Raw genomic sequence first — 24186 nt, forward strand, 5'->3', positions numbered from 1 at the left:
ATGAAAAATATCGTATTAGTACTCGCCTCCTTGATGATGGCCGTAAGCTGTACAGAAGATTTTGAAGAGTTAAACATCAATCCCAACTATCCCGCATCGGCGCAACCCGAACTACTGCTGCCCGGGGTGCAAAGGGAAATGGCCTACAATTGGGGCGATCAAGGTTGGGAAGAGGGTTTTACCGTGGTTCAATACGGTGCCCGATTGCAATTTACCAGTGGCGACACATACAACTGGTCTCCCTCGGGCGACCCCTATGACGATGCCTACGCATCGCTCAGGGATGTAGAGAACATCCTCAGGGACACCAAAGAAGTGCCCGAGGCACAGAACTACTATGGGGTCGGTCTCATAATGAAATCGTGGATCTATTCCTACCTGACCGATGCCTATGGCGATGTGCCCTACTCCGAAGCCACACAGGGCATCAGTGACGGAAACATTACCCCGGTTTTTGACAGACAGGAAGACATCTACGATGGAATGCTCACCGACCTTGAGACCGCGAATACCATTTTGGCCGGGCAAAGCAATATTTCAGGTGATATCTTTTATGATGGCGATATCCAAAAATGGCAAAAATTCGCAAACTCTTTACGATTACGCCTTTTAATGCGCATAAGCAACGTGGCCAATGCCAAAGCGGTTGCGGGCATGCAACAAATTATCGGCGACCCCTCCAAATATCCGATCTTCGAAAGTAACGACGACATGGCCTTCGTTCAGTGGAACGCCCTTAACCCCCAGCCCAAATACGACACAAGGTCGGGAAGTTTTGACGAGGTTCGTTTGAGCCAAACCTTGGAAAGAAGACTAAAGGAATTGAACGATACCCGCTTGGTGGTTTTTGCGCAGCCCACCACCGATTCCGGCAAGGGGATCTACTCCGACAATTTTGACGATTATGTCGGGATGCCCAACGGTTTGGACGATGAGGCGGCCCTTGGGTACAGCCCCAGTGGCAACCCCGAGGAATCGGGATCAAATTATATTTCAAGATTGGGGATATTGTTGGCTTGCAGGGCCTGCGACCCCGAACAAGCGTCGGCTACGGCCTCACAGACCATAATCATGGGTTATTCCGAACTTCAGTTCATTCTTGCCGAAGCAAGGGAAAAAGGTTGGATAACTGTGGGCGATGCCGCAACCTACTACGAAAATGGCATCAAGGCCTCCTTTGAATACTACACCCAGCGCGTAATGGCCGGAGGGTGGTCGGAAATTGCCACTGCCATGCAAGAAACCGATCTTGATGCCTACCTTGCCCAAGAAAAAGTGGCCTACGCCGGAACTACCGATGATAAATTGGCAAAAATAGCCCTGCAAAAATGGATTTCCCTATTCTATACCGGATTTGAAGGGTGGTCCGATTGGCGCAGGACCGGAATGCCCGAGGTGGTTCCTGGTCCCGATTCCGCAAATGATATGATGGTGCCCGTACGTTTTCAATATCCGAACTCCGTAAAGTCTACCAACAACGCCAATTACGAGGCGGCCGTACAACAGATGGGACCCGATAATATCAATACAAAACTTTGGTGGGATGTTGACTAGACCAACTTCGATCAAGTTTGCAACTATGGCCATAGCATTTTTAATGCTATGGTCAATCTGTATCAGTGCCCAAAAGGTTCCAACGGAGGAAATAGAACATGTGGTCGTGATAGGTTTTGACGGACTAAGCCCTGACGGGCTCCAACATGCCAGAACCCCTACCTTTGACAAAATCATAGCCGAAGGGGCATCGACCATGCACGCAAGGGCTGTATTGCCCACCAGTTCAAGCACGAATTGGGCCTCTATGATCATGGGGGCCGGCCCCGAACAACACGGGATCACGTCGAATGCCTGGCAACGCGATAACTTTACCCTGCCTGCCGTAACCCAGAGTGAAGACTTTCTTTTTCCTACTATTTTTAAGTTGGTCGACCAGAAATTTCCAAAGGCCGCGATAGGAGCCATTTACCATTGGGGCGGGTTTGGCCGCTTGTTCGAGAAAAGCGCGGTAGACTATGACGTTAACCCCGAAAGCGAAGACGAAACGGCCAAGGTCGCCAGCGATTACATCCGATCCAAGAGGGCCATGCTCACCTTTATCCATTTTGACCATGTGGATCACGCAGGTCATGAATACGGCCATGGCACACCCCGGTATTACGAGTCGGTGGAAAAGGCGGACAGCCTTCTAAAAGAAATTTTCACGGCCATTGAAGCGGCCGATATTTCCGGGAAGACCCTCGTTATCATCAGTGCCGACCACGGCGGCCTCGGCACGGGACACGGGGGCGAATCACTTCAGGAAGCCGAGATACCATTTATCGTTTGGGGGCCTTCGGTCAAAAAGGGCTATACCATTGCGCATCCGGTATATCAGTACGACAATGCCGCAACGGTTGCCTTCGCCCTGGGAATTAAACCGCCCCACGCCTGGATCGGCAAACCTGTCAAGTCTGTTTTTAACGGGTTTGAATACCACGACGGGTATCCTACCTTAATCCAGTTAAAGGCCCCGACCATTTATCCCAGTGCCGAAGGTTACAGAAAGGCCGGTGGTCTGTTCAACGACAAATGCGAGGTAAGGATGGAGAACCCCAACGAAGAAGGCGAAATTCGCTATACCCTTGACGGCCACTTTCCGACCGGAGCATCCAACCTCTATCAAAAACCGTTTCATTTAACTGAAAATACCGTAGTAAAAAGCGCTATTTTTAAAAACGGCAAAATCAGAAGCCAAGTGGGCGAGGCTTACTTTAGGGTCAAGGCCGTAAACGCACCAAAACCGGTACGATATGAAATTTTTTATTTGAACGGCTTAAAATTTATTCCTGAATTGAACAATAAGAAAGCGAACATCACCGGTCATTGTTTCGAGATCACCTCTGACGAAATAAGAGACCGGATCAAGGCAAATACGGCCGTTCGATTCACCTCCCTGCTTGAAATCAAGAAGGAAGGCACCTACAAACTCTATACCCGGTCAGATGACGGCAGTAAGCTATTCATAGATGGTAAGCCCGTGGTCGATAATGATGGTGACCACGCCGTAAAGGAAATCGGCGGGCAGGTAAAGTTAGACCCCGGACTACATCAACTTGAGGTACTCTGGTTCAATGGGGAGGGAGATGGCTGGCTGGATGTTTTTATGGAGTCGACCACGTTGACAAAGCAAATATTGCCAAGTTCGATGCTAAAAAACCAAGTCAATGGCAATTAGGTCGTCCTTACTTTTAAGCTTGCTCTTTCAAGCGTGTATCCTATGGGCCCAAAACGGGCGACAGTTGCCTTCATGGGAAAAGGGAATGCTCGACATTCACCATATCAATACCGGTCGGGGCGATGCCGCATTTGCCATTTTACCGGACGGAACGACCCTTTTGATCGATGCCGGCGATATGTCGGAAACCCGTAAGAGAACCCTTTCGGCACGTAACGCCAAATTGGTTCCCGACCGTTCAAAAACGGCTATGGAATGGCTTGTTGACTACATCTGGCAATTTCACCCAAAAAGAGAAAAGGCCCATTTAGACTATGCAATGATCACCCATTACCACGACGACCATTTCGGCGAAATGGATTCGGTACGAAAAACCGTTCTACCGGGCAACTATGCATTAACCGGATTGGTCGAAGTGGGCCACTACCTCCCGATCAAAACCGTTATAGACCGGGGAAGCTCGTTTCCCATTGATTTGAAAGACCCCATCATACAGGAAAAACTCGCAAAAAATGACAAGTATGGAATGATTGCGACCTTGACCAATTATTGGAAATTTATCGACTACCATTCAAAAACCAACGGTATGGTACACGAGAGACTGCTTGCAGGAAGGCGAAATCAAATACGGTTGAAAAAGGAGCCCGAAGATTTTCCCGGCTTCAGCATAAGGAACATTGCGGTAAACGGTTCCATTTGGTCAGGTGAAAAAGATCGAACCTATTCGCTCTTTTCTCCCGGGGAATATCCAGGCGAGAACCCCCTGAGCACCTGCATCAAAATCTCATACGGCGACTTTGACTACTTTACGGGTGGGGACATAAGCGGCATCGGCCCTTTTGGCAACTCCGACCCCAATTCGGTAGAGTCGCATGTCGCCCCGGTTGTAGGCCCCGTGGATGTGGCCACCCTGAACCATCACGGCAATCGCGACTCGCAGAACATCGAATATGTCCGTACCCTACGGCCCAGGGTCTGGATCCAGCAAAACTGGTCTTCCGACCATCCGGGCGAGGAAGTCTTGCGTAGGATCACCTCCAAGGAACTATACCCCGGAAATCGGGATATTTTTTCAACGGTAATGCTCCAACCCCTAAAAGAGGTCATCGGCGAACGGTTGGACGAGTATAAAAGTCAGAACGGCCACATCGTCGTTCGCGTTTTAAGGGGTGGAAAGAGCTATAAAATCTTTATCTTGGACGATAAGAGCCCCGACAGGGAAATAATTGCCAATTACGGACCGTACAATGCACGATAGATCTCAAAAAATAGGCCTGAACAAACGTACCGAGGGCGACATCAACTTTTCGCCCGCCAGGGACAAGTGGCTAAACGAAGAAGTGCCCCCCGCCTCCCGGGAGCTCTTGGAAAAGGATGCCCGTTTTTTTCTGCACCAATCGCTTTCTACCCCTTGTTTGGACGTGCTAAAAGATTGCGAAGGCCCCTCTATCGAAAGCCTGTCGGGAAAGAAGTACCTCGACTTTCACGGCAACAACGTACATCAAATCGGGTTTTCACACCCCAAACTGGTTGAAAGACTCACCGGGCAACTGCAGTCGCTCACCTTCTCTACCCGAAGGTATACCAATGAAAATGCCATTCAGTTTGCCGAAAAACTGGCCTCATTGCTCCCCTCCGACCTCAACCGAACCTTAATGACCCCAAATGGCAGTTCTGCCATTGGTATTGCCCTTAAACTGGCAAGGGCGGTAACCGGAAAATTTAAGGTGGTTTCTTTTTGGGACTCCTTTCACGGGGCCTCCTTAGATGCCATAAGCGTCGGGGGCGAAGCCGTTTTCAGGGAGTACATGGGGCCGCTCATGCCGGGGGTGGAGCGCATTCCGCCTCCCGTTTCGTACCGCGGTATATTCGAGGGCGACGAAGGCAAGTGCCTTGAACACCTCGAGTATGTTTTCGCCAAGGAGGGGGACATCGGTGCATTTCTGGCAGAGACCATTAGAAACACCGATGTTCAAATTCCCTCGAAAAATTTCTGGCAAGAGGCCCGGGCCCTATGCGATAAGTACGGGGTGCTGTTGATCCTCGATGAGATACCGATCGCCCTCGGAAGAACCGGAAAAATGTTCGCCTTCGAACACTTCGATATCGAACCCGATATTCTTTGTCTGGGAAAGGGCCTCGGAGGAGGCATCTTTCCGCAAGCGGCCATGGTCACCCGGGACGCCTACAACCGTTTCGGCGATATTTCACTGGGCCACTATACGCACGAAAAGAGCCCGATGGGCGCACTTGCCGCCCTTACCACCATTGAAATTATCGAGGAAGAAAAATTAGTGGAAAAATCAATTGAAGATGCCCAATTTATGAAAGCGGAGCTGGGCAGGCTTCAAGACAGGTACGACATTATCGGCGACGTCCGAGGTGCCGGGCTCCTATGGGGCCTAGAGCTCGTAAAGGACCGACGCAGCAAAGAGAAAGCCATTCTCGAGGCCGAAAAGGTAATGTACCACTGCCTAAGGGAAGGACTTAGCTTTAAGGTATCGGCCGGAAACGTGCTTCAACTGGCCCCTGCCTTGACCGTCACCCGAAACGAATTGCACCGAGCATTGACGATAATAGAAAACGCCATAAACCAATTGTAAACCAAAACCCACCAAAAATGAAAACCAAAGGTCTAACCCTTTTTGTATTCCTAGCGGTACACCTAGGAATTCAAGCACAAGGAAAACAACCTGAAATTTTAATCCAACCCTATTTGCAGGATGCCACCCCAAACTCCATCAAAGTATTATGGGAGACCTCGTCCGGTGAGGAAAGCATCGTCGAATGGGGAACAAGCCCCAAATTGGGAAAAAGGTCAAAGGGCATTTCCTTCGATGTCAATTTCAGTGAATCGCGTATTCACGAAGTAAAGATCGAGGGCCTGAAACGATTTACCACGTACTACTACCGGGTACGCACCGGCAAGGCGGTTTCCGACATCCACCAATTCAAGACCCCTCCGTTCGGAAGCGACGACCGATCCTTCAACATGCTGGCCATGAGCGACATGCAGATCGACGGCCAGCATCCTGACAAATTCCGTGAAATAGTGAACGAAGGTATTCTTCCCTACCTGAAAAAGGAATACGGCGATAAGGTGCCCGATAATCTGGCCCTGGTGATGGTACCGGGAGACCTGGTCTCCGATGGGGCCAAGTACGACCAATGGAAAAACCACTTTTTCAACCCGGCCGAAAAATTGTTCGCCGAGGTACCCGTCTATCCGGTCTTGGGAAACCACGAGCGAAACTCGACCTTTTACTTTAAGTACTTCAGCCTTCCCCAAAACGGTACCCCGGCCTATGCCGAACACTGGTGGTACAAAGACTACGGCAACACCCGTATCATTGGCCTTAACTCGAACGATGGCTATCGCGATATCGACTCGCAGTACACTTGGTTGAAACAGGTGCTCGACGATGCCGAAAAAAACGAGGACATCGATTTTGTCTTCGCCCAACTTCACCATCCGCATAAATCGGAACTCTGGATACCCGGCGAGGAAGAATCTACCGGAAAGGTGGTCAAAATGTTGGAAGAGTTCACCACCAAAACGGGCAAGCCCAGCCTTCACTTCTTCGGTCATACCCACGGCTACTCGCGCGGACAATCAAAAGACCACAAGCACCTTTGGGTAAACGTGGCCAGTGCTGGTGGCGCCATCGACAATTGGGGCGAGTTTGAAGGCCGGGATTACGACGAATTTACCGTGACCCAAGACGAATACGGTTTTGTGATGGCCGAGGTCGACGCTTCGCCCGACCAACCCAAATTTACATTAAAGCGAATAAGTAGGGGCAACGCCAAGGTGTTTCGGGACAACGAAAAAACCGACGAAATTACGATCTATGCCAAAAGCCGCAAACCCGATAGGCCCGTTGCCATGTCGATGGAAGGAGAAAGCGTACCCGTAACCGGTACCATGTTAAAGGCAAGGGAATTTAGCAGTCCCCACGAAGGGGCCTATCACGCCGCATCGAATTGGCAGGTATCGACCGATAAGCAGTTTTCAAAATTGGTTCTCGACAGCTGGAAGCAATCGGAAAACTGGTACTACCTCGAAAACCGACAAAAGGACGACGACCTTACCGATGAGCCTACCCGGCGACTTTCGCCCAACACCACCTATTATTGGAGGGTTCGCTATCGCGACCAGAACCTGAACTGGAGCGATTGGTCGGAGCCCCAAACCTTTAAAACCGCATCAAAATGAAAAAGATACTAGTGCCCCTATTCCTGGCCCTCACCCTTAACCTATCTACGGCCCAAGAGGATACCAAGGTCGTTTTGATCACTTTGGACGGACTTCGATGGCAGGAGCTCTTTTCGGGGGCCGACCCCTTGTTGGTGGCCCACCCCGAATTTGTCCATGATACGACGGAACTGAAGGAAAAATTTTGGAGGGCGACCGCCAAGGAGCGGCGCGAAACCCTCATGCCCTTTCTGTGGAAGGAAGTCTCGAAAATCGGCCAATTGCACGGAAACCGTTCCCTCGGAAGCCAAGTAGACCTGACCAATAAAATGTGGTTCTCCTACCCGGGCTACAACGAAATTCTGACCGGAAGTCCCGACGACGCAAGAATCGACAGCAACAAGAAAATCGATAACCCGAACACCACGATTTTGGAAACGGCCAACAGCGACGCAAGGTACAAGGGCAAGGTGGCCGCCTTTGGCAGTTGGGACGTTTTTCCCTACATCATCAACGAGGGTCGCTCAGGCGTACCCGTAAACGCAGGCTTCGAAATAGCCCAGGGCAAAGACCTGACTGAAAGGGAAAGGTTCTTAAACGAGCTCCAGCCCAAAATACCCAGTCCTTGGGGCACGGTGCGCCTAGATGCCTTTACCCACCACTATGCCTTGGAGCATATGAAAAAAGCCCACCCCCGATTGGTATACATCGCCTATGGTGAAACCGACGACTTTGCCCATGACGGCGAATACGACGCCTACCTAAAATCGGCGCACAACACCGACGCGATGATCAAGGAACTTTGGACCTATACCCAACAAGATCCCTTTTACAAAGGCAATACCCTGTTCATTATCACCACCGATCACGGCCGAGGTACAAATCCCTTGGAAACCTGGAAAAGCCACGGCGACGAAATCGAGGGAGCAGGTAGCGTATGGCTGGTATGTTTTGGAAAAGGGGTCGCCCCCACGGGCGAGGCCAAACAAAGGGAACAATTGTTCAGCAACCAGATCGCCCCTACCATACTAAAGGCACTCGACCTGCCGGTAGACACCACAAAACTTAAGGGCCAACCCCTGAACATCAACATGCAATAGGCTCCGCCCCAGCTCGGTTTGCCCAATATTTTTGTTCGGTAAGATCCGGATTCGCACCGAACCCGAGGCCAAAGATTTTTGAGTTTATGTAATTTAAATCGCGAAGCCGGTGCCATGCATCGGCTTTTCTTTGGGCATATGCCCTATTTGCCCCCTTTCAAGACAATAAGATAATGATTAACTAACTTTATATTAATCAATAGTTTACCGCTAAGTTAAATTCGTTTTGCAAAATTTGGAACATCGTGTTTTCCAAATATGAAACCAATCGCAGTTTGCATTTCCACCCTGTTGGTCAACTTCTTCATTTCGAGACTAAGAAGCTACTTTTCGCCCCTAAAATTCAAAAAAATAAAAACCCCTAGACCGCATTCCGCCACATGAAAAAAAGACCCGTTGACATTGTGGTCATTTCCGATGTGCACTTGGGCACATACGGCTGCCATGCCAAAGAACTGACTAAATATTTAAAGTCCATTAAACCCAAACAGGTGGTGCTCAATGGCGATATTATAGACATCTGGCAGTTTAGCAAGAGGTACTGGCCCAAAACCCATATGAAGGTGATCAAAATTATCATGGAATGGATAGCCAAGGGGGTAAAAGTACATTACATAACAGGAAACCATGACGAAATGTTGCGGAAATTCGTTGGTTTTCAACTGGGCTCGTTCAGCATCGTGAACAAACTCGTACTCCACGTTCACGGAAAAAAGGCCTGGATTTTCCATGGCGATGTTTTCGACGTAACCATGCAACATTCAAAGTGGTTGGCCAAACTGGGCGCCATTGGCTACGATACCTTGATCATACTCAACAGGGCCGTAAATTTCCTGTATAAAAAATGGGGGCGCGGACCGGTATCCATGTCCAAAAAAATAAAGAACAGTGTAAAATCGGCGGTAAAGTTCATCAACAATTTCGAACATACGGCGGCCGATATCGCCATAGAAAACGAGTTCGATTACGTCATCTGTGGCCATATTCACCAACCTGAAATAAAGACCATACGAACCGACAAGGGTTCCGTCAAATACCTAAACTCGGGAGACTGGATAGAGAACCTTTCCGCCCTCGAGTACCACAAAGGCCAATGGAAGCTCTACCTTTTCGAAGAAGATTCCCATTTGCCCCATAACGATTCCGAAGCCAACGATTCGATGGAGGTGCTCGAACAAAAAGCGCTTTTTGCAAGTCTTCTGGCCGAGTTCAACAACATGTCGGCCTCGAAGACCCCAAAATAAAAGAACCCCAAAATTGCTTTGAAATGAAAGTGCTGTACGCCATACAAGGAACGGGCAATGGTCATCTAAGTCGCGCTAAAGACGTAATCCCCGTCCTTCAAAAAAAGAACATTGAGCTTGACCTGTTGGTCAGTGGAACCCAAGCCGACCTTCAACTGCCCTATCCCATAAAATATCAGTTGAAAGGATGGAGCTTTATTTTTGGAAAAAAAGGAGGGGTAGATATGTGGCGTACCTATGTACGCACCAATTCGGCGCGACTTCAAAAGGAGATAAGAAGTATTCCGGTACAAAACTACGACCTTGTGATCAACGATTTCGAGCCGGTCTCGGCATGGGCCTGCAAATTGCGCCAAGTGCCCTGTGTTGCGTTGAGCCATCAAGCGGCGGTCTTGTCGCCCATGGCACCGAAACCCAAAAAAAACGACCCTTTGGGCAAATTGATACTGACCAAATACGCCCCTACCTCGGTTCAATACGGTTTTCATTTTAAACCATATGACGATAGGATCTACACCCCGATTATCCGTCAAGAGATCAGGGGCACTACCCGAACCAATGGCCAGCACTATACGGTGTACCTACCTTCCTACAGTGATGAAAAAATCCTGCGTGTGCTTTCGGGTATAAAAAATTGCCAGTGGGAAGTATTTTCAAAACACAACCAAACCCAATTTTTCTGGAAAAACATCAGTATAAGGCCCATCGACAACGACGCTTTTATCCAAAGCATGGCCAACAGCAAGGGGGTGTTATGCGGTGCCGGTTTTGAAACCCCGGCAGAGGCCCTTCACATGCAGAAAAAACTGATGGTCATCCCCATGAAGGGCCAGTACGAGCAACAATGCAATGCCGCGGCCCTCAAGGAAATGGGCGTACCGGTAGTCAAATCGTTAAAAATGAAGCATTTGGACAAGATAAAGGACTGGATCGAAAGCGAAAAACGATTGGACATCCACTATCCCGACATTACCGAGCAGATCATTGACCGCGTGCTACAAGAAGCGGGCATCGACCAAGTAAGGGAGCTCCTATAGATGGCAAGGGAAGTCCGACCTGGCCATATCGACCTTAAAGCCCTCGATTTTTCAAAAGATTTTGTCTGGGGCGTCTCTACGGCGGCCTACCAAACCGAAGGAGGCTATTCCGAAGACGACAAGGGGCCTTCCATTTGGGACGAATTTGTCTCCTTAAAGGGGAAGGTATACCAAGGGCACCACGGCAAACAGGCCTGTGATTTCTACAATCGATACCGCGAAGATATTCTTCTTATGAAATCGATGAACATCAAAAACTTTAGGTTTTCATTGGCTTGGACCCGAATTTTGCCCCATGGCACCGGACGCGTAAACCCCAAAGGACTGGAATTTTACGACCGCGTAATAGACTTCTGCCTCGAATGTGGTATAACGCCCTGGGTAACCCTATACCACTGGGACCTTCCCCAATCATTGGAAAATCAAGGCGGATGGGCCAACAGGAACATACTGGAGTGGTTCGAAAACTATGCGGCTGTCTGCGCCAAACACTTTGGCGACCGGGTAAGGAACTGGATGGTGCTCAACGAGCCAATGGTATTTACCGGAGCGGGCTACTTTTTAGGGGTGCACGCCCCGGGGCGGAAGGGGCTGAAAAACTTTCTGCCCGCCGCACACCATGCGGCCATGTGCCAAGCCATCGGCGGCAGGGTGCTTCGCACGCTGGTCCCGAATGCGCACGTCGGCACTACCTTTTCGTGCTCCCAGATCACTCCCCTGTCCCAAAGACGAAAAGACCTAAAAGCCGCCGCCGTGGCCGATGCCCTTCTCAACCGACTGTTTATCGAACCGAGCCTGGGCATGGGCTACCCCACCGAAAGCGCCCCGGTGCTAAAGCGCATCGAAAAATACGTGCATCCCGGAGATATCGAAACCTGTACTTTCGATTTTGACTTTATCGGCATCCAAAACTACACGCGAGAGGTCGTAAAGCACAGTTTTACCGTACCCTATTTGCGTGCCAAAATCGTAAAGGCGACACGGAGAAAGGTACGGACCACCTTAATGGATTGGGAGGTGTACCCCCCAAGTATCTATAACATGATTCTAAAATTTGCCTCGTACAAGGGCGTAAAAAAGGTCATCGTTACCGAGAACGGGGCTGCCTTTGAAGACCACATCGACCAGGGAGAGGTGGTCGATAGCGAACGCACGCGCTTTTTGCAGGAATATCTACAGCAAGTTCTCAAGGCCAAAAGGGAAGGCCACAATGTTGCCGGCTATTTTGTATGGACCTTTACCGATAACTTCGAATGGGCCGAGGGCTACTACCCAAGATTTGGCCTGGTCCATGTCGACTTTGCGACCCAGAAGAGAACCTTAAAGGCCTCGGGGAAGTGGTATGCCCGGTTTTTGGCCCCGACCAAGGCAGCAGGCACCCCATAAGAACGATTGGACGAACCAACCAATGCCTCCATCGGCCTTGGCAATTGTTCGCCCGACAACAAAACTCCTTTTACGCAACAAATATCGGTATCGGCCATTTTAATTTTAATAATGTTTCAATGACCTTTAGTTAATGTTTGGACAACTATTTGTCCCGACTTTTGTCCCATCATAATTTGAGTTAGCAAAGTTTGAGTTAGTTTATGAAACCGGTGTCGATTTCGTCACCGGTTTTTTGATTCGATCTATTGTTTTTAACTTACAGCCTACACAAAAACCACCGCATGAAAAAATCAGTGCTTTTCGTTTCCGTTTTGTTTTGTTTTCAATTGCTCCTTGCCCAAAACCTATCGGGTTATAAAGTACACTCGCATAACGATTACCTACAGAGTGTCCCGTTCTGGAAAGCCTTTGGGGCCGGGGCAAACTCGGTCGAGGCCGACCTGTTTTTAGAGGATGGTTCCCTGTTCGTGGCGCATACCCGGGCCGAAATAAGCAAGACCCGCGATTTTGAAAGCCTGTATCTCGAACCCATTCAAAAAAGCATAGCGCTTGATCTGGGCTTCGACCAGCCGTTTCAGCTACTGGTCGATATCAAATCAGAGGCGTATTCAACTTTGGACACCTTGGTCAACACCTTAAAGAAATACCCTTCGATTATTGGCAACCCGCATATTTCCATCGTAATTTCGGGAAACCGGCCCAAGCCTTCCGACTATACGAAATATCCTTCCTATATTCTTTTTGATTATCAAAGCTTGGACCCCGTTGAAGACCCCGAAGTACTTAACAAAATTGCACTTGTAAGCCTCAGTTTTAAAGGTGTTTCAGCTTGGAACGGAAAGGGCAGGTTAACGGCCGAAGACCTCGAAAAGGTAAAGGCGACCATTGGAAAAGCGCATGCCCTGGGGAAGCCTTTCCGCTTTTGGGCCACCCCCGATTCAAAAACCGCTTGGAAGGCCCTTGCCCATTTAGGGGTCGACTACATCAACACCGATATGCCCTTCGAATGCAAGGCCTATTTGTCGAAACTGCCTGCCCGCGAGTACCGAAACACCGTCTTTTCAGAAGTATATAGGCCCACCTTTGAACCGGACAAAAAGAAAAAACCCGTAGAGAACCTTATCCTGATGATCGGAGATGGCAATGGGCTTACCCAAATTTCGGCCACGGTATTGGCCAACAAGGGCGAAACGACGCTGACACAGTTAAAGAGCATCGGCTTTCTTAAAACGCAGTCAGCGGATGATTTCACCACAGATTCGGCAGCGGCCGGAACGGCATTGGCGACCGGAAAGAAAGCACCCAATAGGGCGATTGGCATGACCATGGACGGGAAAAACGCGGAGAACATGACAGAACTTCTTTCGAAAAAAGGCTATGTATCGGCCATCATCACTACCGACGAAATTTCAGGTGCCACCCCGTCTTCCTTCTACGCCCATCAAAAAGACCGCTCCCTTTCCGGTCCCATACGCAAAGACCTTGAAAAAAGCAAGGTATCGCTGATTGCAAGTACCGACCAACCCGGGGCCCTAAAAAACTCGCGATACACCTTGCTGGGCACCCCCCAAGAACTTCAAGAAAGCAAGTCCGATCATATCGGGTTCCTTATGGGACAGACCGATGACCCGAACAAGGAGGAACTGGCAATTACCACCGAAAATGCCCTAGCCTATCTAAACAACAAAAAACAACCCTTTTTCTTGATGGTCGAAGGGGCTAAAATCGATTCGTACGGCCATAGCAACCAAATAGACGGGGTTATCAAAGAAGGTATTGGCTTTGACAAGGCCGTTGCCAAGGCACTGCAATTTGCCGATACCCACAAAAACACCTTGGTCGTAATTACCGCCGACCATGAAACCGGGGGGCTTACCCTTCCCCAGGGTAATCTGGCGAAAAATGAAATAGAAGGAGACTTTACTACCGATGACCATACGGCCACCATGGTACCTATCTTCGCCTACGGCCCCCGTTCCGACTTATTTCAAGGGGTTTACGAAAACAATGAGGTTTTTCATAAGATCATGGAGGCAATGGACATAAAAAACTAGTACCTCTATCCGGTATCGGGTCCGTTTCCCGACTTCCCATAAAGCAACTTTCGGTTTTCAAAACAAATTTGGGTGCAAAACAGGGCCAAAACCTTGGGACACTTAACCCCAGTGCTTTACAAAAAGACACCTAACGATAAAATAATATTCGAGCCGTCTTTTGCGCTTTTTTTAAAGCAAGTATGATGTTTAGGTAACGTTTCCACTTTTCCCACAAACTACATTTGGTCCCTTTAAAAGGGCAATCTCGCTACATATTTTTACATAAACACGACTTTGTTAATATTTTCATAACTTAAACAGCAATTATTTAACAATACGTAATCTAAACCAATACAACTATATGAAATACTCAAAACTACTCTTTCTCTTGTGCAGTCTTATTTTTGCTTCGGCAACCTGGGCACAAACGATCGTGACCGGTACGGTCACCGATGAACAGAACGTACCCTTGGCGGGTTCGACCATTCTCGAAAAAGGAACTTCAAATGGCACCTCAACGGATTTTGATGGAAATTTTACCATTGAAGTCTCGAACAACAATGCCGTATTGGAGATATCCTATCTGGGTTTTACGACCCTGGAGGTTCCCCTTAATGGGCAAACAAGTATTACCGTAAAACTAAGCGAAGATGCCACCCAACTTGAAGACGTGGTCGTAGTAGGGTATGGTACACAACGAAAATCGGATGTAACCGGTTCCATCGCATCGGTCAAAAGCGAAGACTTTAACCAAGGGGTGGTGGCCAACCCGGGGCAATTGCTACAAGGAAAAGTATCCGGCGTCAACATCACCAATGTCAGCGGGGAGCCGGGGGCATCACAAAATGTCATTATACGTGGTGTAGGAAGCCTTAGGTCGGGTACGGCGCCCCTGTATGTAATCGACGGATTCGTAATCAGCAATAATGATATAGGTATGGGATCGAGTCCCCTGAACTTTATCAACCCGCAAGACATTGCATCGATGGATGTACTAAAGGATGCCTCTGCCACGGCCATCTACGGTGCACGTGCGGCAAACGGGGTAATCATGATCACCACCAAAAAAGGGCAGGCCGGAAAATCGGAAATAGACCTATCGATATCTACCGCCATGTCTTCGATCGCCAAAAAAATAGACGTGTTCAGCGCCGATGACTTCAGGCAGCAAGTGGTAGCCGCAGGAGGAACCTTGGACGACCAAGGGGGCAATACCGATTGGCAAGACGAGCTGACCCGTACCGGAATAACAAAGAACGTTAACTTATCGATGAGCGGCGGGGTTAGCGACAAGTTCTCCTATTTCGTGTCCGGAGGGGTTTCCGACCAACAGGGCATCTTCTATAACAGCGACCTAAAAAGGTACTCGGGTCGCGTAAAATTGAACCAAAAGGCATTTGACGGTAAACTAAACCTGGATTTTAACCTAACGGCCTCCAAAACCATAAACGAAAGGCCCAATATTGGCTCTACCATAGTGGATATGCTCCAATTGAACCCCACTTCGCCGGCCTATGACGCCAATGGCAACATCGCCGTTTTGGAAGGTGCCAGCGGACTGATCCTAAACCCTTTGTTACGCAATGAAATCTATTTGGACGAAGCCAGGAGCAACCGTATTTTGGCAAACATTACCCCTTCGTTGGAAATCGTAAAGGGACTGACCTATAAGGTGAACCTTGGGGTCGATTATTCCATCACCAACAGGGATATACAAAGCATGCCCTATACCTTGGGCGAAGGACTTTTTATGGGCACCCTGAACACCATAGCTACCGAGAACAGCAATTACTTGGTAGAAAACACCCTTACCTATAAACTCGATTACGAAAAGCACAATATAACCTTGTTGGCAGGCCATTCATACCAAGAAACCAAGTTCGAAAGAAAGAATATCAACTTTCAAGGAGGCTTTGCCAACAACGGTATAGAGCCCCGCTACCAAGATCAATCCAGTACCGAGGTTACGGCCACCACCTTGGCGTCTACCGCCACCATCGACGAGCTGCAATCGTATTTTGGAAGGCTAAACTATTCCTACGCCGACAAATATTTATTGACAGGAACCTTGCGTGCCGATGGCTCCTCTAGGTTTGGCGCAAATAACAAATACGGCTATTTTCCATCGGTAGCCCTGGGTTGGAATATTTACAAGGAAGATTTTTTGGCCAACAACAACATCTTCGACAACTTGAAATTACGTGCCTCGTGGGGCCAGACCGGAAACCAGAACGGTATAGCTAGTAAAGCCAGCTATGCCAGTTACAACGATTCCAAAAGCGATAACGACACCTATCCCTTGGATGGTACCGAATCCACGCTGGACGATTACCCTTATGGCACCATTGCCGTGCGTACGGCCAACCCCGACCTAAAGTGGGAAGTGGTCACACAGGCGAATTTGGGGCTCGATTTTGCACTGTTGAACGGTAGCCTAACTGGAACCTTCGATTATTTCAACAAGGTAACCAGCGATGTCATTCTGTACGCTACCACTCCCGACCCGATCAATCCTACCGAGAAATATTGGACCAACTTTCCCGATATGAAAGTAAAGAACAAGGGGTATGAGGTTGCCTTGGACTATAGGGGCAACGTTAGTGACGACTTTACCTATAACATTGGGGGCAATGTTTCCTTTATAGACAACGTGGTCGAAGGATCCATTTATTCCGTCATTACCTCAGGGGCAGCACAGGGCTCGGGGCAAACAGGCGCGACCATCAATGGATATATCAACGGGGAGGCCATTGGTGCCTTTTACATGAAAGATTTTGTAGGGATCGGCGATGACGGCCTCAACCAATTCCGCGATGTCGTGGAAGACGGCGTGTCTTTAGACAACGACCGTATCGTACCCGGCAGTGCCCTGCCCGACATGTTGTACGCCTTCTACCTGAACCTTAACTACAAAAATTTTGACCTGGGCTTCAACTTCAATGGGGTTTCGGGCAACAAAATATACAACCACACGGCCATGTCGCTTTTCAACAAGGGGCAGCTGGTCAACAACCTGAATACGACGGAATTCGCCGTTGCCTACCCTAATGAGAGTGCCACAAACTCGAACGATGTGTCTACCCGTTATTTGGAAGACGGCAGTTTTCTCAGGTTGAACAATGCAAGCTTGGGGTATACCCTCGACCCTTCCGTTATTGGCCTTGGAGACTTGGTGAGCAACATCCGGTTTAACCTTACCGGACAAAATTTATTTACCATCACCGATTACTCCGGCTATGATCCCGAAGTAAACACCGGAAGCGAAATAGACCAAATTCAAACCTTCGGTATCGATAGGTATCGCTATCCTTCGGCCAGAACATTCATGTTTGGCTTAAACGTATCATTCTAATTAAAAAATGTTTCAAAAGATGAAAAATATTATAAAAACAAAGGCATTTATGGTACTGTTTGGGCTTTTGGTCCTTGGTTGTACCGATTTGGTAGAGGAACGAATAGATGAAACCGAGTTTGGTGCCGAAGCTGATGCCATCGATGGTGCCATAGCCCCGGCTTACGGCTATATTTCATGGACCTGGAGGCATACCAATTATTTTGGGCTACAGGAGGTTTCGTCGGACGAGGCCATCCTACCCTATCGCGGTGGTACCGACTGGTACGATGGGGGCAAGTTCATAGCGGCCCATCAGCATAACTTTACACCGAGCAACGACCTTGTGACTTCCGGTTGGAACCAGGTAGCCATTAATATATCCCGAACCCTTTCGGCCATTGAAGTGCTGACACCTCTTTCCGAGGAGGGCAACGACGAAGCTACCGGCGCCCTCTATGAAATGAAGGCGCTAAGGGCCTATTTGAATATGTTGATGCTCGACAGTTGGGGGGTTGCCTTTAAAAAGGAATCGTCCGACGCCCTATCCGAAGTACTCCGAACCGACGAGGCCATCGCCTATATCGAAAGCGAATTGCTCTCCGTGGTAGACCTTATCAACAACGACAAAGGTCCAGGGAGAATTACCCAAGACGCGGTCAAGGGCTTTTTGGCCCGGTTATACTTGAATGCCGCAGTGTATAGGGACCCTTACGGCACCCCTAATTTTACGGATGACGACATGGACAAGGTCATTGCCTATACCAACGACATTATCAATTCGGGCAGCTATAGCCTATCACCGGAGTATTTCGAGCTTTTCAATGACGACAACCATGAAAATGCCGAACTCATCTTTGCCTTGGACCAAAGGGGGGTACTCAATAGGGAGCACAGCCGTTGGGCCTACTGGTCAATTGCCGGGGCCATGATAGCGAGACCGGAATTTTATCCGGACAATACCGCGGATGGCACCGATGGGCCCGGGGTAACCCCCGACTTTTACCAAACCTGGGTAGAAGCCTATGGCGACGTGGACCCTGCCGATGCCGATGCCCGATTCTATCAAAGGAACACCATGGTACCCGAGGAGCAACTACAAGACCTGGCCAATCGCGAACCTTTGCTGGAGACGGAAACCGAAAACAGTTACTATTGCGTAGAGGCCGAAGAATTTGAAATGGACAGGGGTATCTTGCGAGGCATACAGTGGGGCCCGCGTCGAGGGGATGGCAATCTGGAAAAATGCGAAGATGGCTCCCTAAGGATCTATCCCCTACAGCAAACAAAAGGAAACGGACCCGACCGCGATACGGGATATGTAGACCATACGTTGAAGATAGATTTCACCAACGAGGGGTCATTGCACCATGCGGGCTACCGCTTTTCAAAATACCAATTTAGCCGTACCTCGCCCAATGGAAACGGCTATAGCAGTGTAGACCTGGTATTGATGCGCTTGGCCGAAATATATCTGATGCGTGCCGAGGCCAAACTAAGAAAGGGCGACAATGCCGGCGCCTTGGCGGATGTCAACGTCGTTAGAACCTCAAGGACCGCCAGACCGGACCAAACCCCAGAGGCCTTGGCCGAAATCGATTTGGATATCCTGTTCCGCGAAAGAGGTTTCGAACTGTACTGGGAAGGTTTTAGAAGAACCGACCAGATCCGTTTTGGAAAATATGAGGACAGCTGGACCGAAAAGACCGATTCAGACCCGAACAAGAGACTCTTCCCCATTCCACAAAGCGCAGTGGACGGGGCTTCGGGAATCGATGGCTTCTTGGAACAGAATCCAGGCTATTAATCGTATACTTATAAATTGTCGTAAAAAGGGTGGGCGGTTGCCCATCCTTTTTATTTTTTGGCTATTTTAAACGCATATTGGATTGCCTTAAACCCGACCAAATGTCATTCGATGTAAAAGCCCTATTACTAGGTTTTCTTTTTTTACTTTCCTGTCAAAGGAAACCCGTACCGGCCAAAGTCCCTAAAGATACGATACGCATTGCTTTCTTGTCGGATGTACATCTGACCGACGTCAGGGGTGCCTTGCAAGACATCGGCTACAAGGGTGTTGAAAACCCCACAAAGGGAAACAAGGCCTTTATACGCACCATGGAAGCCCAGCTGCACTCCACCCGCCTGTTCAACGAAAACTATTTTGCTTTTTTGACCGCCCTTGACGATGTGGTAAAAAAGGGCATCAAGCTCGTAGCCCTGCCCGGTGATTTTAGTGACGACGGCCAACCGATAAACGTAAGGGGGCTGAACAAGATATTAAACGCATATTCCGAAAAACACGGAATTTCCTTTTTTATAACCACCGGCAACCACGACCCTACGGGGCCCTTTGGCGAACCCGGGGGCAAAAAGGATTTTATGGGTGCAAGAGGGCAACGCCAGGCCATTATGAGCCAAGAGGGAATGTATACATCAAAACCCGGTGAACTACCGGTCATTGTAAGCAACGATATACGGGAGATGGGTTATAAGGAGATTGTCGACGAGCTTTCCCTTCACGGCTTTTACCCACGCAAAAATTACATCTATTGGGAAACCCCCTATACCGAATACACTTACGACGATTATACCTTCGAACAGGCCCGAGCGGCCGCTTCCCTCGACAAGCGCACCTATAGGATTGCGGGGCATTCCAAACCCCTGCCCGATGTAAGCTATATGGTCGAGCCCATTACCGGCCTTTGGTTGGTGGCATTGGATGCCAATGTTTATCTGCCAAAAGAAAACGGAGAAGGCTACCACGGGGCAAGTATAGGCTATAATCAGACAATCGAACACAAAAAACACCTTATCGATTGGGTGGCCAACATCTGTTCAAAGGCAGATGAACTGGGCAAAACGGTCATTGCCTTTAGCCATTACCCCATGATAGGGTTCAATGATGGGACTTCGGAGAAAATGAAGCAACTGTTCGGGGAGCGTGCTTTTCAGGCCCATCGGATACCCAAGGATACCGTTGCCCAAATTTTTGCCGATGCCGGTCTTAAAATACACGTTGGCGGCCACATGCACCTAAACGATACGGGCATCAAAAAAACGCCCAAGGGCAATACCTTGGTAAACATCCAAGTTCCGTCGCCCGCCGCATATAAACCCGCTTATAAGATTTTGGAGATTGCGGACGAAAGCACTGTTACGGTAAAGACCGTAACCTTGGACTCGGTGCCCGGTTTCGACGAATTTTTTCCCTTGTATAAATGGGAGCACGACTTTCTTTTAAAGCAGAATAGGGCGGATATCTGGAATGAAGAAGTGCTCACCTCCAAAGACTACCGGGCCTTCACCAATTTTCACTTGGAGGAACTGGTAAGGCTAAGGTTCCTTCCCTCGGATTGGCCCCCATCGTTAAAAGAGCTATTACTTCGACTCGACGGCAGGCAGCTTTACATCCTATCGCACCTAAATACCAAAGACACAGGAATCGATATAACGAAAATAGGCACCGATGACGAACTGCCAGAATGGAAACAGGCATTGAACATGGCCAGAAACACCTTGAAAGACGACTCCCTTGACGCCTTTTCGAAATGGACGGGCCAAGATATGATCGCCGACTTCTACCGTTTCCGCAGTGCGGACGAACTCGCCTTGGCCGATATTCCTTCGGAGCGGATCGCCCAGTATCGGACCTTGATAGCCTCATTGAAAAAAAACACCCATCCCTTGCTGTCGGAATTGCGGCTTTTTGCCGACATCCTTGGCCTACAGATGCAGGGCGAACCGTCGAACAACTTTACCATAGACCTCAAGAAGGGCGCCTTGGTACCGAATTGACTGCGGGCATATCCCAATCCTTTAATCGATCAAACCAAAGGTTCGTGGCAACCACAGTGAAAGCTCGGGAAAGTAGGTGATCGCCATAAGAACGGCCACCATAACCGCAAGTAGAGGCAACAGAGGTTGAATTACCTTGGTAACCGGCACTTTGGCCACACCACTGCCCACGAACAACAATGTTCCCACCGGGGGCGTACATATTCCAATACAGAGGTTCAATACGATGATCATCCCGAACTGTACCGGGTGCATGCCCAAGGCCATGGCCACGGGAAGAAAAATAGGGGTAAAAATCAATACGGCCGGAGTCATGTCCATAAACGTTCCTATAATAAGCAGAATAATATTTATCATCAGAAAGATCAGGATCGGGTTGCTTACGTTGTCCAACAAGGCCGATGTCAACAATTGCGGAATTCCCTCAAAGGAAAACAACCACGACATGGCCATAGAGGTGGCAATAAGGAACATTACAATGGCCGTTGTCCGCGCACTGCGCAAGAGCAAGGGCTTAAAATCGCTGAATTTGAGCTCCTTGTTTATAAAGCCCAGCAAGATGGCATAGACCACAGCAATGGCCGCCGCTTCGGTAGCGGTAAACACGCCTACGACAATACCGCCCACTACGATAACCAATAGGGTCAAACTCAAAAAGGCCCTTCTGAAATCGAGAAAGAGTTTTTTAAAACTGACACGGGGCGCCCTGGGCAGGCCTTTTCTACGGGCATAGACATAAACCATGACCATCAAGGCAAGTCCCACCAAAATACCAGGTACATAGCCCGCTATAAAGAGGGCGGCGACGGAGGCCGTTCCACCACTGGCCAAGGCAAAGATGATCAGTACATTGCTCGGTGGAATCAATAGTCCCGTCGTCGAGGAACTAATATTTACCGAGGCACTGAATTCCCTGGGATAGCCTTCCTTTTCCATTTTATCGGTCAGCGTACTGCCAATGGCGGAGGCTGCGGCCACTGCCGATCCGGAAATGGCCCCGAAAAGCATCGCGGCAATAATATTGACAAAGGCCAACCCCCCGGGCAGGCTTCCTATCAAAGATTTGGCAAACTCTATCAGGCGGTTGGCAATACCACCGGTATTCATAATCTCGCCCGCCAAAATAAAGAAGGGAATGGCCAAGAGGGCAAAATTGTCGATTCCCGTGGTCATTCGCTGTGCCGCGGTGGTAGTGGCCGGTAAATATGCGATGTTCAGCACCAGGGTCAGCGTGGTAGATATCCCAATGGCATAGGCCACCGGAACCCCATAGGCCAACAATCCTATAAAACTCAAAAAAAGAACTATAATGCTAATGGTCTCGATGCTCATTTTAAAAATTTAGTTTCTTGATATTGTAAATCGAAAAAAAGATGATGATCAGCCCCGAAACGGGCACGATGGCGTAAACAAAGCCCAAGGGTATCTGCAATGCCGATGATATCTGGCCCAGTGACAGAGTGATATATACTAGATTGCCCCCTCCTATGACCATAATGATCAGGGCAAACAGGGCCATCAGAATTTGGATTACCTTTTTGCGCTTAACCTGTTTTTCTTCCGGAAGCTTCGATAGCAGAAAGTCCATTGACAAATGCCCCTCCCTACTGCCGTTGATATGGGCGGCACCCAAAACCGTTAGCCATATCAATGAAAACCGGGCGAACTCTTCGGTAAACGAACTGGATTGCCCTACAACATAACGCGACAGCACCTGCCACACCACGTCGATAACCAATAGCCCGAAAATAATTACCAAAAGGGCTTCAATAATCTTGTTGAGAGTGAGATATATCCTTTCCATTAATTTGAGTTTATCTTTTCTATCATCGGTTTCAATTTCGGGTTTTGCATTAGCCGTTCCATAATCGGCCTCGACTTTTCGATAAAGGGTTCTTGGTCGGGATAGATGAACTCGACCCCTTCTTCCTTGAGCATCTTCATGTTCTCTTCGACGGTCTCATGCCAATACTGTTTTTGTTTTACAACGCTCTCCTCCGCGGCTTCTTCCAACCAACCCTTTTCTTCATCGGATAAGGAATCCCAAAATTTGGTACCAATGACAACCACGTCGGGTACCCGGGTATGTTCGTCGAAAATATAATACTTGCACACCTCAAAATGGTTGGAACTCACAAAGGATGGTATATTGTTTTCGGCCCCGTCTACCACGTTTTGCTGCAATGCGGTATAGAGCTCGCCAAAGGCCATCGGGGTCGCCGAGGCTCCCAAGGTATTGGCCATATCGACGGACATTTGGTCGTTCTGCACCCTTAACTTCAGACCGTCGAGGTCATCGGGCGAATTGACCGGTTTGTCTTTGGTATAAAAACTACGTGCCCCGGCATCGTAGAAGCAAATGCCCCGTAAAAGGTATTCCGTTCCGCTTTCGAGCAACTGCTTGCCGACTTCCCCTTCGAGGTTTCTGAACAAATGGTCGCTATCGCGAAAAAGATAGGGAATGACCATAATTTGATATTCGGGGGCGAAATTCGAAAGGGCAGAGGCACTGACCTTGGTCATCGCTATACTGCCAATCTGTAAAAGTTCAATGGCTTCGCGCTCCGAACCCAACTGCCCATCGGGAAAAATCTTGATCTGCAATTTGCCGCCCGAATTTTCCTTTAGGGCCTCTTGCATGGCCAATATCCCCTTGTGTACGGGGTGCGACGTAGGAAGCGAATGTGCAAAGTAGAGCACCTTTTCGTCGCTTGTCGAGGAACACGATTGAAGGGTTATGGCCGCAAGGGCCACTACCCCCATCAAATAGTATTTACACAGCACCACGGATTTAAAAAAATGTTTCATCTACCAATTCATTTTATGTACTATACTTGATCGC

The 24186-nt window shown here is 48.9% G+C and carries 16 protein-coding genes; 13 read left to right on the forward strand and 3 right to left on the reverse strand.

Going from position 1 to position 24186, the window contains the following annotated elements; genetic code table 11:
* The 13 genes from BUB37_RS01465 (at position 1) to BUB37_RS01525 (ending at position 21344) form a co-directional block, all read left to right on the forward strand.
* The gene (locus BUB37_RS01465) at positions 1-1554 is read left to right on the forward strand and encodes a SusD/RagB family nutrient-binding outer membrane lipoprotein (protein ID WP_072987315.1); all 1554 of its coding nucleotides are present in this window, start codon (positions 1-3) and stop codon (positions 1552-1554) included.
* On the forward strand, positions 1544-3214 hold the full coding sequence (locus tag BUB37_RS01470; RefSeq protein WP_094766494.1) for an alkaline phosphatase family protein: 1671 nt from the start codon (positions 1544-1546) through the stop codon (positions 3212-3214). Before BUB37_RS01465 ends, BUB37_RS01470 begins: the two co-directional genes overlap by 11 nt.
* Positions 3204-4472 carry a ComEC/Rec2 family competence protein gene (locus BUB37_RS01475; protein WP_072987320.1) on the forward strand — a complete coding sequence of 423 codons (1269 nt, stop codon included), beginning with the start codon at positions 3204-3206 and terminating at the stop codon, positions 4470-4472. Before BUB37_RS01470 ends, BUB37_RS01475 begins: the two co-directional genes overlap by 11 nt.
* Positions 4462-5817 carry a (R)-1-hydroxy-2-aminoethylphosphonate ammonia-lyase gene (pbfA, locus tag BUB37_RS01480; RefSeq protein WP_072987324.1) on the forward strand — a complete coding sequence of 452 codons (1356 nt, stop codon included), beginning with the start codon at positions 4462-4464 and terminating at the stop codon, positions 5815-5817. The genes BUB37_RS01475 and pbfA overlap by 11 nt, the downstream gene beginning before the upstream one ends.
* Before the next feature lie 17 nt (positions 5818-5834).
* Positions 5835-7430 (forward strand): fibronectin type III domain-containing protein, encoded by a 1596-nt coding sequence (locus BUB37_RS01485; protein ID WP_072987327.1) that lies wholly within the window; start codon positions 5835-5837, stop codon positions 7428-7430.
* Complete coding sequence (locus BUB37_RS01490; RefSeq protein ID WP_072987331.1) at positions 7427-8509, forward strand: sulfatase-like hydrolase/transferase; 1083 nt, start codon at positions 7427-7429, stop codon at positions 8507-8509. Before BUB37_RS01485 ends, BUB37_RS01490 begins: the two co-directional genes overlap by 4 nt.
* Positions 8510-8889: 380 nt before the next feature.
* The gene (locus tag BUB37_RS01495) at positions 8890-9753 is read left to right on the forward strand and encodes a UDP-2,3-diacylglucosamine diphosphatase (RefSeq protein ID WP_072987334.1); all 864 of its coding nucleotides are present in this window, start codon (positions 8890-8892) and stop codon (positions 9751-9753) included.
* Positions 9754-9776: 23 nt separating this feature from the next.
* On the forward strand, positions 9777-10790 hold the full coding sequence (locus BUB37_RS01500) for a glycosyltransferase family protein (RefSeq protein ID WP_072987337.1): 1014 nt from the start codon (positions 9777-9779) through the stop codon (positions 10788-10790).
* Positions 10791-12176 carry a GH1 family beta-glucosidase gene (locus BUB37_RS01505; protein WP_072987340.1) on the forward strand — a complete coding sequence of 462 codons (1386 nt, stop codon included), beginning with the start codon at positions 10791-10793 and terminating at the stop codon, positions 12174-12176. It abuts the gene before it with no gap.
* A gap of 284 nt (positions 12177-12460) precedes the next feature.
* Positions 12461-14233, forward strand: a complete 1773-nt coding sequence (locus BUB37_RS01510; protein ID WP_072987343.1) for an alkaline phosphatase — start codon at positions 12461-12463, stop codon at positions 14231-14233.
* Between the two features lie 343 nt (positions 14234-14576).
* Entirely contained in the window at positions 14577-17567 is a 2991-nt protein-coding gene (locus tag BUB37_RS01515) for a SusC/RagA family TonB-linked outer membrane protein (protein WP_072987346.1), read from the forward strand.
* A 19-nt stretch (positions 17568-17586) separates the two neighbouring features.
* Positions 17587-19353, forward strand: a complete 1767-nt coding sequence (locus BUB37_RS01520; protein ID WP_072989639.1) for a RagB/SusD family nutrient uptake outer membrane protein — start codon at positions 17587-17589, stop codon at positions 19351-19353.
* 101 nt (positions 19354-19454) lie between these two features.
* On the forward strand, positions 19455-21344 hold the full coding sequence (locus BUB37_RS01525) for a metallophosphoesterase (protein ID WP_072987348.1): 1890 nt from the start codon (positions 19455-19457) through the stop codon (positions 21342-21344).
* Between the two features lie 21 nt (positions 21345-21365).
* Here BUB37_RS01525 and BUB37_RS01530 read toward each other — a convergent pair whose 3' ends face one another.
* Genes BUB37_RS01530 through BUB37_RS01540 form a run of 3 tightly spaced genes read right to left on the reverse strand, consistent with a single transcriptional unit; the run spans position 21366 to position 24152 of the window.
* Positions 21366-22676, reverse strand: a complete 1311-nt coding sequence (locus tag BUB37_RS01530; protein WP_072987351.1) for a TRAP transporter large permease — start codon at positions 22674-22676, stop codon at positions 21366-21368.
* Between the two features lies 1 nt (position 22677).
* A complete protein-coding gene (locus tag BUB37_RS01535) occupies positions 22678-23148 on the reverse strand; it encodes a TRAP transporter small permease (RefSeq protein WP_072987354.1) in 471 nt (156 codons plus the stop codon).
* On the reverse strand, positions 23148-24152 hold the full coding sequence (locus tag BUB37_RS01540; RefSeq protein WP_072987357.1) for a TRAP transporter substrate-binding protein: 1005 nt from the start codon (positions 24150-24152) through the stop codon (positions 23148-23150). Before BUB37_RS01540 ends, BUB37_RS01535 begins: the two co-directional genes overlap by 1 nt.
* Positions 24153-24186 lie beyond the last annotated feature (34 nt).

The sequence above is a fragment of the Pseudozobellia thermophila genome (assembly GCF_900141855.1).
Taxonomy (GTDB): Bacteria; Bacteroidota; Bacteroidia; order Flavobacteriales; family Flavobacteriaceae; genus Pseudozobellia; species Pseudozobellia thermophila.

What these genes read in the sequence shown, in the direction of transcription:
- BUB37_RS01540 (WP_072987357.1), bottom strand. Translation starts at nt 24,152, where the DNA reads ATGAAACATTTTTTTAAATCCGTGGTGCTGTGTAAATACTATTTGATG.
- BUB37_RS01500 (WP_072987337.1), top strand. Translation starts at nt 9,777, where the DNA reads ATGAAAGTGCTGTACGCCATACAAGGAACGGGCAATGGTCATCTAAGT.
- BUB37_RS01490 (WP_072987331.1), top strand. Translation starts at nt 7,427, where the DNA reads ATGAAAAAGATACTAGTGCCCCTATTCCTGGCCCTCACCCTTAACCTA.
- BUB37_RS01470 (WP_094766494.1), top strand. Translation starts at nt 1,544, where the DNA reads ATGTTGACTAGACCAACTTCGATCAAGTTTGCAACTATGGCCATAGCA.
- BUB37_RS01475 (WP_072987320.1), top strand. Translation starts at nt 3,204, where the DNA reads ATGGCAATTAGGTCGTCCTTACTTTTAAGCTTGCTCTTTCAAGCGTGT.
- BUB37_RS01485 (WP_072987327.1), top strand. Translation starts at nt 5,835, where the DNA reads ATGAAAACCAAAGGTCTAACCCTTTTTGTATTCCTAGCGGTACACCTA.
- BUB37_RS01495 (WP_072987334.1), top strand. Translation starts at nt 8,890, where the DNA reads ATGAAAAAAAGACCCGTTGACATTGTGGTCATTTCCGATGTGCACTTG.
- BUB37_RS01520 (WP_072989639.1), top strand. Translation starts at nt 17,587, where the DNA reads ATGAAAAATATTATAAAAACAAAGGCATTTATGGTACTGTTTGGGCTT.
- BUB37_RS01505 (WP_072987340.1), top strand. Translation starts at nt 10,791, where the DNA reads ATGGCAAGGGAAGTCCGACCTGGCCATATCGACCTTAAAGCCCTCGAT.
- BUB37_RS01535 (WP_072987354.1), bottom strand. Translation starts at nt 23,148, where the DNA reads ATGGAAAGGATATATCTCACTCTCAACAAGATTATTGAAGCCCTTTTG.
- pbfA (WP_072987324.1), top strand. Translation starts at nt 4,462, where the DNA reads ATGCACGATAGATCTCAAAAAATAGGCCTGAACAAACGTACCGAGGGC.
- BUB37_RS01510 (WP_072987343.1), top strand. Translation starts at nt 12,461, where the DNA reads ATGAAAAAATCAGTGCTTTTCGTTTCCGTTTTGTTTTGTTTTCAATTG.
- BUB37_RS01525 (WP_072987348.1), top strand. Translation starts at nt 19,455, where the DNA reads ATGTCATTCGATGTAAAAGCCCTATTACTAGGTTTTCTTTTTTTACTT.
- BUB37_RS01515 (WP_072987346.1), top strand. Translation starts at nt 14,577, where the DNA reads ATGAAATACTCAAAACTACTCTTTCTCTTGTGCAGTCTTATTTTTGCT.
- BUB37_RS01465 (WP_072987315.1), top strand. Translation starts at nt 1, where the DNA reads ATGAAAAATATCGTATTAGTACTCGCCTCCTTGATGATGGCCGTAAGC.
- BUB37_RS01530 (WP_072987351.1), bottom strand. Translation starts at nt 22,676, where the DNA reads ATGAGCATCGAGACCATTAGCATTATAGTTCTTTTTTTGAGTTTTATA.